Genomic DNA, 17,577 nt, shown 5'->3' with positions numbered 1-17,577 from the left:
TACGGTCGGCCATTCCGCCCGGGCTCCCCCCGCTGGGTGAATATCATGCAGCCATGACCCCCATCCGCATCGCGATCGTCAACGACTACGAGCTCGTGGTCGCTGGGGTTGCGGCGATGTTGTCGCCCTTCCACGACCGGGTGGCCGTCGTCGAGCTCGACTCCGGCCTGCCGGTGGTCAGCGACGTCGACGTGATCCTCTACGACACGTTCGGCCAGGTGCAGGGGGACGGCATCGACCTCGAGGACCTGGTCCGCGGGTCCGACGCCCGGGTGGTCATCTTCAGCTGGAACCTCCAGCCCGAGCTCGTCGCCCGCGCCATCGACAAGGGCGCCAGCGGCTATCTCTCCAAGGGGATGTCCGGCGACGAGGTGGTCGAGGCCGTCGAGGCCGTCCACGACGGCACGATCGTCACGCCCTCCGAGGCCGCCGCCGTCGACCGCGGTGCCGCGGGGGACTGGCCCGGCCGCGAGGCGGGCCTGACCGCGCGCGAGGCCGAGGTGCTCGCGCTGATCACCCAGGGCCTGTCCAACCAGGAGATCGCCGAGCGCTCCTACCTGTCCATCAACTCGGTCAAGACCTACATCCGCACCGCCTACCGCAAGATCGGCGTCGAGCGCCGCGCGCAGGCCGTGGTGTGGGGGATGAAGCATGGCTTCGAGCCGGACCGGCTGCGCGTCGTGGAGACCGCGCACCGCGAGTAGGCACGCGTCACGCGGCCTGGCGCCCCCGGCAGGACTCGAACCTGCGACCTAGAGATTAGAAGGCTCTTGCTCTATCCAGCTGAGCTACAAGGGCTGGGCGGGGACCATTGTGGCCCATGTGGTCCCCGGGGTTCAGCGCTGGTGTCTGGCCATCCACGCCTCGACGTCGGACGACGTGCGGGGCAGGGCGGCGGAGAGGTTCTGGTAGCCGTCGGCGGTGACGAGGATGTCGTCCTCGATCCGGATGCCGATGCCGCGCAGCTCCTCGGGGACGAGCAGGTCGTCCTCCTGGAAGTACAGGCCGGGCTCGACCGTGAGCACCATGCCCTCGGCGAGCGTGCCGCGGGCGTAGGCCTCCGGGGCGGCCGCACCGCAGTCGTGCACGTCCATGCCGAGCATGTGGCTGGTGCCGTGCAGCGTCCAGCGGGAGTAGACCTTGCTCTCCGGCGAGAGCGCCTCGTCGACCGAGACGGGCAGCAGCCCGCGGTCGTCGAGGCCCTGCGCGAGGACGGCCATCGCGGCCTGGTGGGCGGCGGTGAAGGGGACGCCCGGCTTCACGGCCTGGTTGCCGGCCTCCTGCGCGGCGTACACGAGGTCGTAGAGCTCGCGCTGCAGCGGCGTGAAGGTGCCGTCGACCGGCAGGGTGCGGGTGACGTCGGCGGTGTAGAGGTTGCGGCCCTCGACGCCCATGTCGAGGAGCACGAGCTCGCCGGGGGTGATCGGGCCGGAGTTCTCGATCCAGTGCAGCGTCGTGGCGTGCTTGCCGCCGCCGACGATCGAGTCGTAGCCGATGTCGTTGCCCATCGCGCGGGCGCGGCGGAAGAAGGTGCCCTCGATCCAGCGCTCGCCGTACTTCAGCACGTCGGCCCAGTCGCGGACCGAGTCCTCGAAGCCGAGCGTGGTGATGTCGCAGGCCTCCTGAAGCTCCGCGACCTCCCAGTCGTCCTTGATGAGGCGCATCTCGGACGCCACGCGGGCGAGGTCGGCGTCGCGGGTCTCGTCGGCGGCGACCAGGCCGTCGACGTACGACGAGACGCCGCGGTGGACGCGCGTCTTGCCGGAGCCGGACAGGGCCGCGGGCAGGTCGTCGATGTGGCGCACGGGCAGGCCGAGCGAGGTCGACATCTCGTTGATGGAGGGACGACGACCGGCCCACAGCTCGCCGTACTGGCGGTCGCGGAAGAACTCGTCGGTCTCGCGGCTCGAGCGCGGGCGGGCGTAGAGCACGGCCTCGCCGTCCTCGACGACGAGCACGGCGTCGGAGGTCTGGTTGCCCGAGAAGTAGGCGTGCGCGGTGTCGGCACGGAAGCGGTAGTCGGTGTCGTTGGAGCGGACCTTGTAGGTGCCGGCCGGCAGCACCAGGCGCTCGCCCGGGAAGGCCTCGGAGAGGGCCTGGCGGCGGCGCGCGGCGGGGTCGGCGACCGGGAGGCGGGGCAGGTCGAGGTCGCGGTCGCCCCAGCCGGTGCGCATGAAGGCGGCCCAGGCCTCGGGCACGCTCGGGTCGTGCGACTCGGTCTTGGGCTGCGTCGACTCGGAGGGGGTCTCGGAAGTGTTCTGCTCGCTCACGGCGGCAACTGTACGCCGGAAGCAGGGAAGATCCGCGACTCCCGATAGGCTTCGCGGCATGCCCGCAGCTCGCCGTGACAGCGTCGCCTTCACGGTGGTGGTGACCATCCTCGTGGGCCTCGGCGCCCTCGGCATGCTGCTCGTCATCGCCCTGTCCGGCGGTGCCGGCACGCTCCTGCTCGCGACCGCGCTCGCCGCGCTGCCGGTGGGCCCGCTGGTCGGCCTCTACCTCTGGCTGGACCGCTACGAGCCGGAGCCGCGCAAGCTGCTCGCCGCCGGCCTGCTGTGGGGCTGTTTCGTGGCGACGGCCGCCGCGCTCGTCATCCAGGGCGTCGGCGGCTTCGTGGTCGGCTTCACCGACAACGAGACCCTCGAGGTCGTGGCGCCGGTGAGCGAGGAGTTCAGCAAGGGCCTGTTCCTGCTGCTCCTGCTGTGGTGGCGCCGCGCCGAGCTCGACGGGGTCCTCGACGGCATCGTCTACGCCGGCATGGTCGGCGTCGGGTTCGCCTTCACCGAGAACATCCTCTACCTCGCCGCCGCCTACAACGGCACGGACGGGATGGGCCCCGGCGGGACCTCGGCGATCACCGGCACGTTCGTGGTGCGCTGCCTGTTCAGCCCCTTCGCGCACCCGCTCTTCACCGCCTTCACGGGCATCGGGGTCGGGGTGGCGGTCGGCGCCCGCACGCGCTCGCTGCGCTTCATCGCGCCCCTGCTCGGCTACGCCTGCGCCGTCGCGGCCCACGCGACGTGGAACACCTCCACCGTCTACGGCTTCGGCAACTTCGTCACGGTCTACCTCGTCCTGATGGCGCCCGCCCTCGTCGCGATCGCCTGCTTCGCGGTGTGGTCGCGCCGCTCGGAGCGCCGGATGCTCACCGCGGCCCTCTCCGACGCCGCCCAGCGCGGGCTCATCCCGGCCACCGACATCGGCTGGGTCGTCGACCTCAGGGCCCGCCGCCGCAGCCGCGCCTTCGCGCGGCAGCAGGGCGGCAAGGCGGCCGAGCGCGCCATGCGCGACTACCAGCAGGCCGCCATCGAGCTCGGCTTCCTGCACCACCGCTTCCTCCGCGGCACCCCGCCGCCCGACTTCGCGGCGCGCGGTCAGTCGTACGTCGCCCGCATCGGCGAGGTGCGTCCGCACATCGCCTTCCCCGGACAGGTGGTTCCCACGCGATGACCGACCAGCCCACGGCCGACGCCACGCGGATGATCACCGCGCTCGTCCGGCTGCGCCAGTCGCTCCAGGACGCCGAGCTGCCGCTCGAGGTCCCCGGTGTCGACGCCCAGCGCACCGCCCGCCAGGAGATGGTCGACCAGCTCGAGGACTACGTCATCCCGCGCCTGATGACGATCGACGCCCCGCTGCTGACCGTGGTCGGCGGGTCGACCGGCGCCGGCAAGTCGACCCTGGTCAACTCCCTCGTCGGCCACCGGGTGACCGAGCCGGGTGTGCTGCGCCCGACCACGCGCTCGCCGGTGCTGGTGCACCACCCCGACGACGCGGAGTGGTTCGGCCAGGACCGGCTCCTGCCCGACCTCGAGCGGGTCACCCACGCGACCACCGACCCGGCCGCGCTGCAGCTGGTCCCGTCGCTGTCGATGCCGGCCGGCCTGGCCATCCTCGACGCCCCCGACATCGACTCGGTCGAGGAGCGCAACCGCACGCTCGCCGCGCAGCTCCTCGCCGCCGCCGACCTGTGGCTGTTCGTCACCTCCGCCGCCCGCTACGCCGACCAGGTGCCGTGGGACTTCCTGCGCCAGGCCGCCGAGCGCTCGGCCGCGGTCGCGATCGTGCTCGACCGCACGCCGGCCGAGGCCGTCCAGACCGTGGCCACCCACCTGGCCCGGATGCTCGCCAGCCGCGGCCTGAAGGACTCGCCCCTCTTCACCGTCCATGAGGGTCCCGTCTCCGACGACGGCCTGCTGCCGGCCGAGTCGGTCTCGGACATCCGCGGCTGGCTGGAGTCCCTCGCCGACGACTCCGAGGCCCGCACGGCCGTGGTCAAGCAGACGCTCGACGGTGCCATTCGCACGCTCGCCCGCCGCACCCACGGCGTGGCCGACGCGGCCGCGGAGCAGGCGAGCGCCGTACGCCGCCTGCGTGAGGACAGCGACAAGGCGTACGACGCGGCCATCATCGCCATCACCACCGCCTCGGCCGACGGCACCCTGCTGCGCGGCGAGGTGCTCGCGCGCTGGCAGGAGTTCGTCGGCACCGGGGAGCTGCTCAAGTCGCTGGAGAACCGCGTCGGGTGGCTGCGCGACCGGGTCGTCAACGCGGTCAAGGGCAAGCCCCAGCAGGCCGAGCGGGTCACGGTCGCTGTCGAGTCCGGCCTCGAGACGCTGATCATGGAGCACGCCGAGGCCGCCGCCGAGCGGGCCGAGGCGTCCTGGCAGTCGCTGGCCTCGGGTCAGGCGCTGCTCGCCACCGCCGGCCAGGACCTCGGCCGTGCGTCCCGCGGTCTGCGGCGCCAGGCCGAGCGGGCCGTGCGCGACTGGCAGAACGACGTGCTCGAGATGGTCCGCAGCGAGGGCGCCGACAAGCGCACCACCGCGCGCTTCCTGGCCTACGGCGTCAACGGGCTCTCGGTCGCGCTCATGGTGGTCGTGTTCTCCGCGACGGCCGGGATCACCGGTGCCGAGGTCGGCATCGCCGGCGGGTCCGCGGTGCTCGGGCAGAAGCTGCTCGAGGCGGTCTTCGGCGACCAGGCCGTGCGCAGCCTCGCCGAGCGGTCGCGCCGTGCTCTGGAGGTCCGCGTCACGGCGCTGCTCGAGGCCGAGCGGCGCCGCTACACCGACCTGCTCGACGGCCTCGGGATCACCGCCGACACCCCCGAGCAGCTGCGAGCCGCGTCTCGGCGGGTGGACGACCTGCGGTTCGCCGCGGTGCAGCCTCGTGCCGAAGGCCACTCCTGACCGACCGACGGCATAGGGTTGGCCCAGCAGTGTTGTTCCGCGGTCTGGGGAGAAGATGACGTCCTTGCTCGAGGGTGCCAAGAAGCTGGTCACCCGAGGCACCGACATCGGTGTCCGCATCGACGGGCTCGACCGGGCCACCGAAGCCGCGCGCGGTCGCCTCGACGACGAGCCGGTCGCCGATGCGCGCGCCGTGGTCGACCGGGCCTCGGGCCGCCTCCGCCTCTCCGCCGACCACACGGTCGTCGCGATCGCCGGCGCCACCGGGTCGGGCAAGTCCTCGACGTTCAACGCGCTCACCGGACTCGAGCTCTCGGCGGTCGGCGTACGCCGTCCCACCACCTCGTGGGCCACAGCCTGCGTGTGGGGCCGTGAGGGCGCCGACGAGCTCCTCGAGTGGCTGGGGATCCCGCCGCGCCACCAGACCACCCGCGACTCGATGCTGGACACCAAGCGCGAGGACAACGCGATGCAGGGCGTGGTCCTGCTCGACCTGCCCGACCACGACTCCACCGAGGTCGCCCACCACCTCGAGGTCGACCGGCTGGTCCAGCTCGCCGACCTGCTCGTGTGGGTGCTCGACCCGCAGAAGTACGCCGACGCCGCCATCCACGACCGCTACCTCGCCCCGCTCGCGACCCACCAGGGCGTGATGGTCGTCGTGCTCAACCACATCGACACCGTGCCGGCCGACCGTCGCCAGTCCATGGTCGACGACGTACGCCGCCTCCTCGACGCCGACGGCCTGCCGAAGGTCCCGGTGATCCCGATCAGCGCCCGTGAGGGCATCGGCCTGGATGACCTGCGGGGCGAGATCCAGCAGCGGGTCTCGGCCAAGAAGATGACCCGTGCGCGCCTGGAGGCCGACCTCAAGGCGGCCGCCTCGAGGATGCAGGAGGCCAGCGGCACCGGCCGGACCCGCGCCCTGCCGCGCGAGCGGGTGGCCGCCCTCGAGGACGCCTTCGCCGAGGCCGCCGGCGTGCCGACGGTCGTCGACGCCGTGGAGCGCTCGACCCGGCTGCGGGCCGGCCGGGCCACCGGGTGGCCGGTCACGTCCTGGCTGTCCCGGCTCCGCCCCGACCCCCTCAGGCGCCTGCACCTCGACCTCGGCGCCGACGGCAAGCAGCTGACCGGGCGGTCGCGCACGTCGATGCCGCAGACCACGCAGGTCCAGCGTGCCCGGGTCGACACCGAGGTCCGCATGCTCGCCGACGAGGTCTCCGAGGGGCTCGCCCGCCCGTGGGCCGAGTCCGTGCGCCGCGCGTCCGTCGCGCGGCTCCCCGACCTCGGTGACCGCCTCGACGGCGCCCTCTCCGACACCGAGCTGGGGGTGGCGCGGATGCCCGTCTGGGCCGGCGCCGTGCGCCTGCTCCAGTGGCTCCTCATCATCGCGGCGCTGGCCGGCGCCGTCTGGCTCGGGACGCTCGCGGTCCTCGACTACCTCCAGATGTCCGCGCCGGGCACTCCCGACGTCGGCCCCCTCCCCGTGCCGACCGTGCTCCTGCTCGGCGGGATCGGTCTGGGCATCGTGCTCGCCCTCGTCTGCCGCCTGCTCGTGCGGGCGACCGCCCGGCGGCGTGCCCGGCGGGCGGACGCCCGACTGCGGGAGGCGGTGCGCACCGTCGCCCAGGAGCTGGTCGTCGACCCGGTCGAGGCCGAGCTGACCGCCTACACCACGGTCCGCGAGGGCCTGGGCCAGGCGCTCCGCTAGCCACCTGTCGTCCACAGGACGACCCGCGGTCGCGCCCTTCCCCAGGTCCTGGGGGAGCCGTCCGGGGTCGTCGGCGCTGCCACCGAGTCTCGAACCGATCACCCGGATCGAGACAAGGAGACACCGATGAACGAATCCCAGATCACCGTCCAGGGCTGGCTCGGCGCCGACGTGCGCACCCGCCAGGCGGGCGACGCGGTCGTGGCGAGCTTTCGCCTGGCCTGCACGCCGCGCCGGCTCAACCGCGCCACCGGGGAGTGGGGCGACGCCACCACCCAGTGGTTCACCGTCAACGCGTGGCGCGCCCTCGGCGAGCACTGCGCGGCCTCGCTGCGCCGTGGTGACCCGGTCGTCGTCCACGGCCGGCTCAACGCCTCCACGTGGGTCAGCTCGGCCGGCGTCGAGATGACGTCCTTCGAGATCGACGCCATCGCGGTCGGCCACGACCTCAACCGCGGGACGACCCACTTCACCAAGGTGCACGCACCTCGTCCGCAGGCCACCGAGGAGACCACGACCGCCGTGGCGGAGCCGCCGCCCTTCGCGACTCCGGAGCGGGACGAGGAGGTGGCCGCCTGACCCCGCCGGTCGGCGGGGTCAGCCGCGTTCCCAGCCGCCCATCGCGACTGCCTGCAGGTCGGCCATCGTGAGCGGCGGCAGGTCGGCCGAGACCGGCGTGCCGGCCCCCCACTTCTCCGCTGTGGAGTTGGCCTCGGCGACGTAGACGAGTCCGCCGTCGACGGTGATCGCCGCCTCGCGGTAGACCAGCTCGCCGGTGCGGTTCTCCACGATCCGGCCGTAGAGCCGGCCACCCGCGTCGCGCAGCTCCTGGCAGGTGTCGGGGGAGCGGAGGTCGCCGGGGCAGGTGATCCGGTCCCGCAGCGAGGGCTCGAGGGCCGGTTCGCCCGGGCCGGGAGTCGGGAAGGCCGTGGGCGGGTAGAGCATGACCTCCAGCCCGCCACGGGCGTCGGGCGACGACTTGAGGACCACCCGTACCCACCCGGTGGACACGTCGGGCTCCCCGGGTGCGCGGTCCGGTGGGGCGAGCTGGACGTCGGCGACCCCGACCGAGTCCGGCAGCAGGCTGCGCAGCCGGATCAGCATCGCGTCGGCCGGGGAGTCCCACCACCCGGTGCTCGACGGGCTCGGCGGGTCGGTCGCGATCCCCGGGCTGTCGTCGCCGCTGGTGGCCGGCAGCCAGACGGCCGTGATCGCGACCGCGGCAGCCAGGCCCAGCGCGCCGCCGGCAGCGCGGCGCCGACGGCGGAGGCGGCGCCCCCGGGTGCGCACGGGCTCGAGGAGGTCGGGCGCGGCGTGCACGTCGTCGAGTGAGCGCTCCATCAGGGTGCGGAGCGCGTCGGCCTCGTGGGGCAGTACATCGGTCATCGGGTCCTCCGATCGGTGTCGGCCGGTGCGGCCAGGACGTCGTCGTCGAGCTGCTGCCGTAGGGAGCGGAGCGCGCGGAGGCTGCGGTTCTTGACCGCCGCCTCGGTGAGGCCGAGGTCGGCGGCGGTCCGGCCGACCGAGCGGTCCTCCCAGAAGCGGAGCACGACCACGGCCCGGTCCAGCGGCGCCAGGGTCGCGAGAGCGGCGAGCAGCGCGAGCCGGTCGACCGGGTCGGGCTGGTGGTCCGGGCGCTCGGGGGTCTCGGCGACCGGCAGCTCGCCACTGCTGCGCCGTCGGCGGTCCGAGAGGAACGACTTGGTCAGCATCCCGTGCACGTAGGCGACGGGGTCGCCGGCGGCCCGCACCCGCCACCACGACGCGTAGGCCTTGGCCAGCGTCGTCTGGACGAGGTCCTCGGCCCCGTGGGACGAGGTGGTCAGCAGGTAGGCGGTGCGGTGCAGCTGCGTGGACCTCGCGGCCACGAACTCCGCGAACTCCGCGTCGTACCTCTCCGAGCGCCGCACGCTGCCTCCCCGTCCCGATCGGTCGTCCGTGTGTGGGGGGTCCCACGCATCAAGGACGCCGTGACCCCGGAATCGGTCTCACGCCGCTTCCCCCGTAGGCTCCTGACCCATGGCGGAGTATGTGTTCACCCTGCGCAATGTGCGCAAGGCCCATGGCGACAAGGTCGTTCTCGACAACGTGACGCTGTCGTTCCTGCACGGCGCGAAGATCGGCGTCGTCGGCCCCAACGGCACCGGCAAGTCCTCGCTGCTGAAGATCATGGCGGGGCTCGACCACGCCAACAACGGCGACGCGATCCTCGACCCCGACGCAACGGTCGGCATGCTCCAGCAGGAGCCGCCGCTGAGCGAGGGCAAGACCGTCCTCGAGAACGTCGAGGAGGCCGTCGGCGAGATCAAGGGCAAGCTCGACCGCTACAACAAGATCTCCGAGGAGCTGGCGGACCCGGACGCCGACTACGACAAGCTCCTCGCCGAGATGGGCGACCTGCAGACCGACCTCGACCACGCCAACGCGTGGGACCTCGACAGCCGGCTCGACCAGGCGATGGACGCGCTGCGCTGCCCGCCGCCGGACGCGATCGTCGACAACCTCTCGGGTGGTGAGCGCCGCCGCGTCGCGCTGTGCAAGCTCCTGCTCCAGCAGCCCAGCCTGCTGCTTCTCGACGAGCCCACCAACCACCTCGACGCCGAGTCGGTCCAGTGGCTCGAGGGCCACCTCGCCTCCTACCCCGGCGCCGTCCTGGCCGTGACCCACGACCGGTACTTCCTCGACAACGTCGCCTCGTGGATCCTCGAGCTCGACCGCGGCCAGGCGCACCCCTACGAGGGCAACTACTCGACCTACCTCGAGACCAAGAAGGACCGCCTCAAGATCGAGGGCCAGAAGGACGCCAAGCGCGCCAAGATGCTCGAGCGCGAGCTCGAGTGGGTGCGCTCCAACGCCAAGGCCCGCCAGACCAAGAGCAAGTCGCGTCTCGCGCGCTACGAGGAGATGGCGGCCGAGGCCGACCGGATGCGCAAGATCGACACGTCCGAGATCAACATCCCGGCCGGTCCGCGCCTCGGCGACATCGTGCTGGAGGCCAACGACCTCGGCAAGGGCTTCGAGGACCGCACGCTCATCCACGACCTGAGCTTCTCGCTGCCCCGTGCCGGCATCGTCGGCGTGATCGGCCCCAACGGCGTCGGCAAGACGACGCTGTTCCGGATGATCACCGACCAGGAGAAGCCCGACGAGGGCGAGCTCAAGGTCGGCACCACCGTGAAGATCTCCTACGTCGACCAGAGCCGTGGCGGCATCGACCCCAACAAGAACGTCTGGGAGGTCGTCTCCGACGGCCTGGACTTCATCAAGGTCGCCAACTTCGAGATGAACTCGCGCGCCTACGTCGCCTCGTTCGGCTTCAAGGGGCCCGACCAGCAGAAGAAGGCCGGTGTGCTCTCCGGTGGTGAGCGCAACCGCCTGAACCTCGCGCTGACGCTGAAGATGGGCGGCAACATGCTGCTCCTCGACGAGCCCACCAACGACCTGGACGTCGAGACCCTGTCCTCGCTCGAGGACGCGCTGCTGGAGTTCCCCGGCTGTGCCGTGGTCACCTCCCACGACCGGTGGTTCCTCGACCGCGTCGCGACCCACATCCTGGCGTGGGAGGGCGATGACGAGGACCCCGCCAAGTGGTTCTGGTTCGAGGGCAACTTCGCGTCCTACGAGGAGAACAAGATCGAGCGCCTCGGCGTCGAGGCGGCGCGTCCGCACCGCGTGACGCACCGCCGCCTCACCCGCGACTGATCGCGAGAGGGCACTCCCCGGCACTCTCAGACGTGCGAGAGGGCACTTTCCGGAACTCGAAGTTCCGGAAAGTGCCCTCTCGGCCGTTCGGGAGTGCCGGGGAGTGCCCTCTCGGTCAGCGGATCTCCATCTCGGGATGGTCGGCGACCAGGTGGTCGGCGACGGCGTTCATCACCCGGCCGAGCGCTTCGAGGTCCGCGGGGTCGACGATGTCGACGAGGTGGTCACGCACGCCGTTGACGTGCACCGGCGCCATCCGGCGCAGGAGCGAGTACCCCTTGTCGGTCATCGAGCACAGGATGCCGCGACCGTCCTCGGGCGAGACCGAGCGGGTGACCAGCCCGGCGCGCTCCATCCGGGTGACCGTGTGGGTCACCCGGGACCGGCTGTGGGCCAGGGCGTCGGCGAGCTGCGCCATCCGCAGCTTGCGGCCGTCGCACTCGGAGAGCCGGACGAGGATCTCGTACTCCACGAGGGAGATGTCGAACTCCCGGCGGAGGTCGTCGTCGAGCCGGTCGAAGAGCAGGGTGGTGCCCATGACCAGCCCTCGCCACGACCGCTGCTGCTCGGTGTCGAGCCAGCGCGCCAGGCGGGGAACGTCAGTCATGGGCCCAGCGTATTGCGTGGGCCCGCCCCGCCGCGCGTATCCGGGGTTCAGCCGATGCGCTCGAGGATCAGCGCCATGCCCTGGCCGCCGCCGACGCACATCGTGATCAGGCCGGTGCTCTTGTCGTGCCACTCCAGCGAATTGAGCATCGTGTTCTGCAGGCGGGCGCCGGTCATGCCGAAGGGGTGGCCCACGGCGATGGCGCCGCCGTTGACGTTGAGGCGGTCGATGTCGATGCCGAGGTCCTGGTAGGACGGGACGACCTGGGCGGCGAAGGCCTCGTTGATCTCGACCAGATCGATGTCGCCGATGCTCATGCCGGCGTGCTTGAGCGCGCGCTTGGTGGCCTCGACCGGGCCGAGGCCCATGATCTCGGGGGACAGGCCGCTGACGCCGGTGGAGACGATCCGGGCGAGCGGGGTCAGGCCGAGCTCGGCCGCCTTGGTGTCGGACATGATGACCACGGCCGCGGCGCCGTCGTTGAGGGCGCAGCAGTTGCCGGCGGTGACGACGCCGTCGGGACGGAAGACCGGCTTGAGGTCCTTGATTGCGTCGTAGGTGACGCCCGCGCGCGGACCGTCGTCGGTGCTGACGACCGTGCCGTCGGGGGTGGTGACCGGGGTGATCTCGCGGGCCCAGAAGCCGTCGTTGATCGCCTTCTCGGCGAGGTTCTGGGAGCGGACGCCGAACTCGTCGAGCTCCTGGCGCGAGAGGCCGCGCAGCTTGGCGACGTTCTCGGCGGTCTGGCCCATGGCGATGTAGGCGTCGGGGAGCAGGCCGTCCTCGCGCGGGTCGTGCCAGTCGACGCCGCCCTCGGCGGTCTTGTCGGTGCGCGCCTTGGCGTCGGCGAAGAGGGGGTTCTGGGTGTCGGGCCAGTGGTCGGAGGTGCCCTTGGCGAAGCGGGACACGGTCTCCACGCCCGCGGAGATGAAGACGTCGCCCTCGCCGGCCTTGATGGCGTGGAAGGCCATCCGCGTCGTCTGCACCGAGGAGGCGCAGTAGCGGGTGATGGTGGCGCCGGGCACCTCGTCCATGCCGTTGAGGACGTTCACGATCCGGCCCATGTTGTTGCCGGACTCACCACCCGGCAGGCCGCACCCGAGGTAGAGGTCGTCGACGGTGTTGGGGTCCAGGCCCGGGATCTTCTCGAGCGCCGTCTTGATGATGAAGGCGCTGAGGTCGTCGGGACGCAGGTCCTTGAGCGACCCCTTGTTCGCGCGGCCGATGGGGGTGCGGGCGGCGGAGACGATGACGGCCTCGGGCATGGAACTCTCCGATCAGGGGGTGCGGGACGCGGGCGCCAGCAACCCTAGACCGTCGCGCGGGCCCGTGGGCGAGGCGTCCGTCACCCCTGGCCGGGGGCGGCCATCGAGGTCATCAGCAGCTGCAACGAGCGGGCGAGGAAGTCCTTGCGCGCCGTGCGTGGCTTGAGCAGGGCGGCGAAGAGGATGCCGTCGAAGGAGGACACGAGGGTCTCGGCCCGCTCCGCGCTGTGCTCCTTGCCCTGCGCGGCCATGATGCCGTCGACGACGTCGACCAGCCGGCTGCGCCACGTCGCCATCAGCTCGGCGAGCTCGGGGTCGCGCGAGGCCTCCAGGGAGAGCTCCAGCTTGGCCAGCAGCAGCTCACGCTCCTCCACCCACCGCTGGAAGAGCCGCCTCGTCAGCTGGACCGCGCGGTCGGACTCGCCCGGGCAGCCCTGCAGGTCCCGGGCGAGCGCGTCGACGTCGCCGGCGAGCGACGAGGCGACGTACTCCGTGAGGGCCACCAGGAGCGCCTTGCGGGTCCGGAGGTACGCCGAGCAGCTGCCCTCGGGGAGCCCCGCCTGCCGGTCGACCGCACGGTGGGTGAGTCCGCGCAGGCCCTCGTCGGCGACCACCTGGAGCCCGGCGTCCAGCAGCTGGCGCCGCCGGGGGCTCAGGTCGGTGGTGACCGGGGGAGACGGGGACATGCGGACCCTTCCGAGGATGGTGACCCGCGACACTACCCGCCGGCTTGCGCCGCTGCCGCGAGGGGCGTACTTTCTACAGATGTAGAGATTCTACATGTGTAGAAAGGAATCGTCATGGCCGCCAGCTTCGACCCCACCACCCTCGCCGCGTGGATGATCGGCTTCTACGTCGTCGCCGTCCTCGGCGCCGCCCTCGCGATCGGCTCCGTCGCCGAGTTCGTCCTCAGCAACCGCAGCGTCCGGGTCGCCCGGCAGCAGACGGTCCGCAGCTACTACGGCGGTCTCGCCCACACGCACTGATCCCGACCCGACCGCCCCGGTCTGACAGCATCGGGGCGTGCGCCACGTCTACGAGTGCCCCATGCGCTGGGCCGACATGGACCTCCTCGGTCACGTCAACAACGTCGTCTACGTCGACTACCTCCAGGAGGCCCGGGTCGACATGCTGCGCACCCACGGCCCTGCCGCGACGAGTGCGGAGCTCACCGACGGGGTCGTGGTGGTCCGGCACGAGGTCACCTACCGCGCGCCCCTGACCTTCCGGTTCGCGCCGGTGCGGATCGAGTGCTGGGTCACCGAGATCCGGGCCGCGTCCTTCACGATGGCCTACGAGATCTTCCACGAGGACCCCGAGGTCGAGGGTGGGCGCCGGGTCTACCTGCGGGCCACGACCCTGCTCACGCCGTACGTCTTCGCCACGGAGCGGCCCCGCCGGCTCACCGACGTCGAGCGCGACACGCTCGCGCACTTCCTGGAGCCCGAGGAGCGCCGCCCGCGCTACTCCATCGACCCCGCCCGGCACGAGAAGGTCGGGCACTACCCCGTCCACGTCCGGTTCTCCGACGTGGACGTCTACGGTCACGTCAACAACGTGAAGTACTTCGAGTACTTCCAGGAGGCCCGTATCCTCCTCAACGCCCGCCTCTGGCGGGACCTCGACGGTCCGACGCCCGAGGTCGTGGTGGCGCAGACCGATGTCGACTACAAGGTCCCGATCCTCTTCCGGCCGGAGCCGTACGACGCGTGGACCTGGATCTCGCGGGTGGGCGAGCGCTCCCTGACGATCGACTCCGAGATCTGCGACGGCGACCTCGTCCTGTCCCGCTGCCGGGTGGTCCTGGTCTTCTTCGACCGCGAGACCCAGGGCTCGACGGAGCCGAGCCCGGAGCACCGGGCGGCGCTCGAAGCCGCCCTCCAGCCGGCACCTGCCTGAGACAGGGGGCACCCCGACGACCGACAGGTGCTGCGGGTGGTCGCCGGGGTGCGTGTGGGGGCGTCGGGGGTTCATTCCTGGGCTGCCGCTGCGCGGTCTCGCCCCTCACAGGTTCCTGTCGCGAGGACCGTGCCGCGTTACAGGGCCCGGAACTGCCGACGCCCCGCAGGCACCGACGGGGGGACTCGGCCTGCGGGGCGTGGCGGGGTTGGGGGAGACCCCCTGACACCGCTGAACCGGTGCTCCCACGGTCCTCTTGTCGCCGGGAGCGGTGATCGTTACACCGACGTTGTGATGGTCTGGTCCACCGTCCTACTCGAAGCTGTTGACCATGAACTGCGCGGCGTGCGTGACGTAGTCCCAGAACTGCGCGTCCTGCTCCGGGGTGAGGGCCACCTCGTCGAGGCCCGCCCGGAAGTGGTGCAGCCAGCGGTCCTTCGCCAGGGGTGTGACCGCGAACGGCGCGTGCCGCATCCGCAGGCGCGGGTGGCCGCGCTGCTCGGAGTAGGTGGTGGGTCCGCCCCAGTACTGCACGAGGAACAGCAGGAAGCGTTCCTCGGCGGGAGCGAGGTCCTCCTCGGGGTAGAGCGGCCGCAGCACCTCGTCCTCGGCCACACCCTCGTAGAACTTCGCGACGATCCTCCGGAAGGTCTCGAAGCCGCCGATCTCCTCGTAGAACGTCGTCACGCGTCCCATTGTGCCGAGGGCCGCCGGGGCGCCCGACACCGGCGTGCAAGACTCGCAGCGACCCACCGACGTACCACCTGAATCCGTTGAGGAGTGATTGCGCATGGCCACCACCCGCAAGGCGACGACGCACTGGGAAGGCACCCTGTTCGAGGGCGCCGGCCAGGTCACGCTCGAGTCGTCCGGCCTCGGCACGTACGACGTGTCGTGGCCCAGCCGTGCCGAGGAGGCCAACGGCAAGACCAGCCCCGAGGAGCTCATCGCGGCGGCCCACTCGGCCTGCTTCTCGATGGCGCTGTCCAACGGCCTGGCCAAGGCCGGCTCGCCCGCGACCTCGCTGGACACCAGCGCGGACGTCGAGTTCACGCCCGGCACCGGCATCACCGGCATCAAGCTGACGGTCCGCGGCGTCGTGGACGGCATGAGCAACGAGGACTTCGTCGCGGCCGCCGAGGGCGCCAAGACCGGCTGCCCGGTCAGCCAGGCGCTGACCGGCACGACGATCACGCTGGACGCCGCTCTCGCCTGAGGGCCCCACACGTGACAGCAGGGCGGTGACCATCACGGTCACCGCCCTGCTTCGCGTCGGGGTCAGTCGGCGGGGGTCGCGGCTTCCTCCGCCGCCTGCGCGGCCTTCTCCTCGCGGTGCCACACGACCCGCTGGGGGAGCGGGATCTCGATGCCCTCGTGGTCGAACCGCGCCTTGATCCGCTGCCGCATCTCGCGGGCCACGCCCCACTGCTCCATCGGCGCGGTCTTGATCAGCACCCGCAGCGAGACCGACTCGGGGCCGAAGGCCTCCACACCGGTGACCTCGGGCTCCTCGATGATCAGGCCCTTGAAGTCGTCGTCCTCCCATAGGTCGTGGGCCACGTCGGTCATGATCCGCTGGACCTTGGCCAGGTCCTCACCGAAGCCGACGGAGATGTCGACGACCGCTCGGGACCAGTTCTGGCTCATGTTGCCCACGCGCATGATCGCGCCGTTGGGGACGTACCAGACGGTGCCGTTGAGGTCGCGGAGCCGGGTGACGCGCAGGCTGACCGCCTCGATCACGCCGGAGGCCTCGCCGACGTCGACGACGTCGCCGACGCCGTACTGGTCCTCGAAGATCATGAAGATGCCGGACAGGAAGTCCTTGACGAGCGACTGGGCGCCGAAGCCCACGGCCAGGCCGATGATGCCGGCGCTGGCGATGATGGGCGCGATGTTGAGGCCCAGCTCGCTCAGCATCATCGTGCCGATGATCGCCACCACGACGCCGGTGATGATGCTCTTGAGCAGGTCGCCCATCGTCTTGGCGCGCTGGACCCGGCGGGTCGCGGTGACCAGGTCGCGCGCGGTCGGCGTCGCGCCGCGCGCGGCGGTGGCCTTCGCACCGCGCGGGAGCTTCGGCATCCGGCTGGGCAGGACCCCGTCCTCCGCGCGGCGCACGAGGCGGTCGACGAGCTTGTGCAGGACCCATCGGATCGCCAGGGCCAGGACCAGCAGGCCGGCGAGTGCCAGGGGCTTGCCGATCAGCAGGTCGGACGCGTTGGCCAGACGCTGGTTGCCCGTGATCTCCATGGTGGCCTTGCAGATCTGTTCGCCTGCAGCACACGGGGTGGTCGTCTCGAGCGGAAACATGGGCCCCAGTATGGACAGGTCGCGACGACGATTCCGAACTCGCTCGCGGGGGTGTGACCCAGTCGACTCCGCAGGCGGGCGGTCACGGTCGAGGGCAGGGTCGCCGAGCCGATATCCTGCACCGGTGACCACCATGCTCGAGACCATCGTCCGCCGGAGCACCGCCGTCTCGCTGGCCAGCGCCGCCACGCTCGTGGCCGTGGCCGGGCCCGCGTCGGCCGACGTCCCGGAGGGGTGGGCCCCGCACACCGAGGTCAACGGCCTGCACGCCGTGCTGGTCCTCGGTGGGGTCCCGCTGCTGCTCTTCGTCGTGATCTTCGCGCTGGGCTACCTGCCCGGCATGCTGCGCGGTGAGCGCACCCCGGGCTCCTCGCCCGTCGAGGACCAGTGGTTCGGCGGTCCCCAGAAGGGCACCGCCGAGCTCGCCGGCCCCGACACCGAGGAGTCCAAGGCCGGGGGCGCAAGTGCCCGCTGGTGAGTTCACCTCGTCGGAGCGCTACACGCTCGACGAGGCCATCCGCAAGGCCGAGACCCTGTCTCGCGTCGAGTTCTCGCTGTTCGTCGGCACGTCCGAGGGCGACCCGCGCGCCTTCGCGACCCAACTGCACAACACGCTGGTCTCGCCCACGCGCAGCATCCTGATCATGGTCGACCCCACGGCGCGCGCCCTGGAGATCGTCACCGGCGGCTACGTGCGCCGCACGCTGTCGGACAAGGAGGTCGAGCTGACCGCCGCGCAGATGCAGTCGACGTTCGCCGAGGGCGACCTCGTCGGCGGCCTCACCCGCGGCATCGCGATGCTCGCCGAGCACGCCCGCCCGCAGAACACCCTGCACGCCGGCGCCTGACCCGACACGCACCCAGACACACGAGAAGGGCCCCACCGGATCA

19 protein-coding genes and 1 tRNA gene are annotated in these 17,577 nt (G+C 71.7%); 11 read left to right on the top strand and 9 right to left on the bottom strand.

Going from position 1 to position 17,577, the window contains the following annotated elements; genetic code table 11:
• Positions 1–53: 53 nt before the first annotated feature.
• Positions 54–704, top strand: a complete 651-nt coding sequence (locus FB382_RS13125) for a response regulator transcription factor (RefSeq protein WP_182539787.1) — start codon at positions 54–56, stop codon at positions 702–704.
• A 17-nt stretch (positions 705–721) separates the two neighbouring features.
• Here the strand turns inward: FB382_RS13125 and FB382_RS13120 are convergent.
• Together FB382_RS13120 and FB382_RS13115 are read right to left on the bottom strand one after the other, a co-directional pair.
• Positions 722–798 (bottom strand) — tRNA-Arg (locus FB382_RS13120).
• A gap of 38 nt (positions 799–836) precedes the next feature.
• Complete coding sequence (locus FB382_RS13115) at positions 837–2,270, bottom strand: aminopeptidase P family protein (protein WP_343055597.1); 1,434 nt, start codon at positions 2,268–2,270, stop codon at positions 837–839.
• Positions 2,271–2,328: 58 nt separating this feature from the next.
• Here FB382_RS13115 and FB382_RS13110 point away from each other — a divergent pair, with 58 nt between their 5' ends.
• The 4 genes from FB382_RS13110 to FB382_RS13095 all read left to right on the top strand — a co-directional run bounded on the left by FB382_RS13110 (position 2,329) and on the right by FB382_RS13095 (position 7,479).
• Entirely contained in the window at positions 2,329–3,450 is a 1,122-nt protein-coding gene (locus FB382_RS13110) for a PrsW family intramembrane metalloprotease (RefSeq protein WP_182539783.1), read from the top strand.
• On the top strand, positions 3,447–5,189 hold the full coding sequence (locus FB382_RS13105; protein ID WP_246377175.1) for a dynamin family protein: 1,743 nt from the start codon (positions 3,447–3,449) through the stop codon (positions 5,187–5,189). The genes FB382_RS13110 and FB382_RS13105 overlap by 4 nt, the downstream gene beginning before the upstream one ends.
• 55 nt (positions 5,190–5,244) lie before the next feature.
• Positions 5,245–6,900 carry a GTPase family protein gene (locus tag FB382_RS13100; protein WP_182539781.1) on the top strand — a complete coding sequence of 552 codons (1,656 nt, stop codon included), beginning with the start codon at positions 5,245–5,247 and terminating at the stop codon, positions 6,898–6,900.
• Positions 6,901–7,026: 126 nt separating this feature from the next.
• Positions 7,027–7,479 carry a single-stranded DNA-binding protein gene (locus tag FB382_RS13095; protein WP_182539779.1) on the top strand — a complete coding sequence of 151 codons (453 nt, stop codon included), beginning with the start codon at positions 7,027–7,029 and terminating at the stop codon, positions 7,477–7,479.
• Positions 7,480–7,497: 18 nt separating this feature from the next.
• On the opposite strand, the gene FB382_RS13090 is transcribed toward FB382_RS13095, so the two are convergent.
• Together FB382_RS13090 and FB382_RS13085 are read right to left on the bottom strand one after the other, a co-directional pair.
• Positions 7,498–8,286, bottom strand: a complete 789-nt coding sequence (locus tag FB382_RS13090) for a hypothetical protein (RefSeq protein ID WP_182539777.1) — start codon at positions 8,284–8,286, stop codon at positions 7,498–7,500.
• Positions 8,283–8,810, bottom strand: coding sequence for a SigE family RNA polymerase sigma factor (locus FB382_RS13085; protein WP_182539775.1), 528 nt, complete (start codon positions 8,808–8,810; stop codon positions 8,283–8,285). Before FB382_RS13085 ends, FB382_RS13090 begins: the two co-directional genes overlap by 4 nt.
• Positions 8,811–8,919: 109 nt before the next feature.
• Here FB382_RS13085 and ettA point away from each other — a divergent pair, with 109 nt between their 5' ends.
• Positions 8,920–10,602 carry an energy-dependent translational throttle protein EttA gene (gene ettA, locus FB382_RS13080; RefSeq protein WP_182539773.1) on the top strand — a complete coding sequence of 561 codons (1,683 nt, stop codon included), beginning with the start codon at positions 8,920–8,922 and terminating at the stop codon, positions 10,600–10,602.
• A 115-nt stretch (positions 10,603–10,717) separates the two neighbouring features.
• Here the strand turns inward: ettA and FB382_RS13075 are convergent, their stop codons facing one another.
• The 3 genes from FB382_RS13075 to FB382_RS13065 form a co-directional block, all read right to left on the bottom strand.
• Positions 10,718–11,209, bottom strand: a complete 492-nt coding sequence (locus FB382_RS13075; protein ID WP_182539770.1) for a MarR family winged helix-turn-helix transcriptional regulator — start codon at positions 11,207–11,209, stop codon at positions 10,718–10,720.
• 47 nt (positions 11,210–11,256) lie between these two features.
• Positions 11,257–12,474, bottom strand: a complete 1,218-nt coding sequence (locus tag FB382_RS13070) for an acetyl-CoA C-acetyltransferase (protein ID WP_125037840.1) — start codon at positions 12,472–12,474, stop codon at positions 11,257–11,259.
• 80 nt (positions 12,475–12,554) lie between these two features.
• The gene (locus FB382_RS13065; RefSeq protein WP_125037839.1) at positions 12,555–13,160 is read right to left on the bottom strand and encodes a TetR/AcrR family transcriptional regulator; all 606 of its coding nucleotides are present in this window, start codon (positions 13,158–13,160) and stop codon (positions 12,555–12,557) included.
• A 114-nt stretch (positions 13,161–13,274) separates the two neighbouring features.
• Here FB382_RS13065 and FB382_RS13060 point away from each other — a divergent pair, with 114 nt between their 5' ends.
• Together FB382_RS13060 and FB382_RS13055 are read left to right on the top strand one after the other, a co-directional pair.
• On the top strand, positions 13,275–13,460 hold the full coding sequence (locus FB382_RS13060) for a hypothetical protein (RefSeq protein ID WP_182539768.1): 186 nt from the start codon (positions 13,275–13,277) through the stop codon (positions 13,458–13,460).
• A 37-nt stretch (positions 13,461–13,497) separates the two neighbouring features.
• Positions 13,498–14,373, top strand: a complete 876-nt coding sequence (locus tag FB382_RS13055) for a thioesterase family protein (RefSeq protein WP_182539766.1) — start codon at positions 13,498–13,500, stop codon at positions 14,371–14,373.
• 312 nt (positions 14,374–14,685) lie between these two features.
• Here the strand turns inward: FB382_RS13055 and FB382_RS13050 are convergent, their stop codons facing one another.
• Positions 14,686–15,069, bottom strand: coding sequence for a globin (locus FB382_RS13050; protein ID WP_182539764.1), 384 nt, complete (start codon positions 15,067–15,069; stop codon positions 14,686–14,688).
• A 94-nt stretch (positions 15,070–15,163) separates the two neighbouring features.
• On the opposite strand from FB382_RS13050, the gene FB382_RS13045 reads away from it, so the two are divergent.
• Positions 15,164–15,589 carry an OsmC family protein gene (locus FB382_RS13045; RefSeq protein WP_182539762.1) on the top strand — a complete coding sequence of 142 codons (426 nt, stop codon included), beginning with the start codon at positions 15,164–15,166 and terminating at the stop codon, positions 15,587–15,589.
• 62 nt (positions 15,590–15,651) lie between these two features.
• Here the strand turns inward: FB382_RS13045 and FB382_RS13040 are convergent, their stop codons facing one another.
• Positions 15,652–16,686, bottom strand: coding sequence for a mechanosensitive ion channel family protein (locus tag FB382_RS13040; RefSeq protein WP_182539760.1), 1,035 nt, complete (start codon positions 16,684–16,686; stop codon positions 15,652–15,654).
• Between the two features lie 124 nt (positions 16,687–16,810).
• On the opposite strand from FB382_RS13040, the gene FB382_RS22195 reads away from it, so the two are divergent.
• Positions 16,811–17,164 carry a hypothetical protein gene (locus FB382_RS22195; RefSeq protein WP_182539758.1) on the top strand — a complete coding sequence of 118 codons (354 nt, stop codon included), beginning with the start codon at positions 16,811–16,813 and terminating at the stop codon, positions 17,162–17,164.
• Positions 17,151–17,534 carry a DUF5130 family protein gene (locus tag FB382_RS13030; RefSeq protein ID WP_182539756.1) on the top strand — a complete coding sequence of 128 codons (384 nt, stop codon included), beginning with the start codon at positions 17,151–17,153 and terminating at the stop codon, positions 17,532–17,534. The genes FB382_RS22195 and FB382_RS13030 overlap by 14 nt, the downstream gene beginning before the upstream one ends.
• The last annotated feature ends 43 nt before the right edge of the window (positions 17,535–17,577 follow it).

The organism is Nocardioides ginsengisegetis, assembly GCF_014138045.1.
GTDB classification, from domain to species: domain Bacteria; phylum Actinomycetota; class Actinomycetes; order Propionibacteriales; family Nocardioidaceae; genus Nocardioides; species Nocardioides ginsengisegetis.
This window is presented reverse-complemented; position numbering and strand designations above follow the sequence as displayed.